General features: G+C 46.7%; 1 protein-coding gene and 1 pseudogene. Both read right to left on the bottom strand.

From position 1 onward, the window contains the following. A pseudogene (locus tag JJD41_RS24490) lies at positions 1-133 on the bottom strand (HNH endonuclease); the annotation flags it as partial. A gap of 21 nt (positions 134-154) precedes the next feature. Further along, entirely contained in the window at positions 155-379 is a 225-nt protein-coding gene (locus tag JJD41_RS24485; RefSeq protein WP_200670489.1) for a reverse transcriptase N-terminal domain-containing protein, read from the bottom strand. Between the last annotated feature and the right edge of the window lie 970 nt (positions 380-1,349).

Genomic DNA, 1,349 nt, shown 5'->3' with positions numbered 1-1,349 from the left:
GTTTTCTTTTAATGCTCTCAGCTAATTCAAACCTTTGTTTTGGAGATATTACTATCCTTCCATCGACACCGGCTGTCTTTTTGCCTTGACCCGCTTGGGGGGCGGGTTTATTAAGCTGACTGTTGGGAAGCATGGCTGACCGTGGAACCCGCCCCTACAGCCGCACTGCTAAGAGTCGGGCATAATATGATTTCACCAATAGACGTTGCCGCCTTCTTACCTTTGCGTCCTGTCCCGATTTAGCTGCTTGAAATATACTCTTTTGGAGCTTGAAAACTTTCCGTTGAACCTTAGTCCATGGGATTGCCTTCCATGCGTTGTTCGTAGTCTTGATTGGTTTTGGTTTCCCAAACCCTTTCTTTAAACTCGCTATCGCCATTTGTACACCTACTAGACTCTATTCCTTACAATCAAACCGTGACCTGTTAGCATATCCCTACCATTACAGTCGGGCATTGGCTTCTGGTCACATCTCACCCCCTAATGGGCTTGCGCTTACACTTTTTACTACTGACTCTCTCGACCAGATTATCAGAGCCCAAGAGGGGTTAAAACGTTCCGTTTATATGGGCATTCCATCTTTAGATTTGTCCTTTCCACCGGGGTACTTTTAAAGGTCTGTGTAGGTAGTTCAAAGAGCCTCCTACTTTTCCCCTTACTCTTTTGAGCGCAGCGTATCAACCTATTTCGCTACTTAATAATTACGATGGTTCAAGTCGGAACATTCAGATTTCCTTAGTCATGGATGGTTGGCAGTGGTCTCGATTCCGGTGTTGGGTTACACCTCGGAGCCTTCCGTTCCCCGCTTCAATCCTGGGGTTATGATTCCCAAAACTGGGGGTGGCTATCGCCGTTACTCTCTACTCCCTGATTTCTCAGTTCGTTTATGACCTTGAGTTCCCTGCCTTGCTTAGTTACCTAAGCGTCGGGACATATAATCAGTTATGAGGATGCTCAGGAGAGGTCTCCTTATATCCAGATTCGGAGCTGGAATCCTCACCGGCTAGTGCTTTAGGGCATTTCAGCCCTATTTCATACCCGAACGTCTCGCACTACAACACGTAGTCTTTAAACTCGCTTTCGTCATCAAACTCTTACTTGTCGCGGTCTCTATATCCACACCGTGACTAGTGGGCATATCCTAACCATTACAGTTAGGCATTAGCTTTCAGTCACATCCTTTCCCCTAGGAGGCATACGCTTACACTTTTCACGCTCTGCCGTGAGGCAGAGCCAATGAGGGGTTTAAACGTTCCATCTATGGGGGCATTCCATCTTTAGATTTGTCCTATCCACCGGGGTACTTTAAAGGTCTGTGAAGGTGGTGGTAATATACCCCTTCTTTTCCC

It is taken from the genome of Oxynema mangrovii CENA135, assembly GCF_016632315.1.
In the GTDB taxonomy this organism is placed as follows: domain Bacteria; phylum Cyanobacteriota; class Cyanobacteriia; order Cyanobacteriales; family Laspinemataceae; genus Oxynema; species Oxynema aestuarii.
Note: the sequence above shows the minus strand (reverse complement) of the source record. Positions and strands in the feature narration are given on the sequence as shown.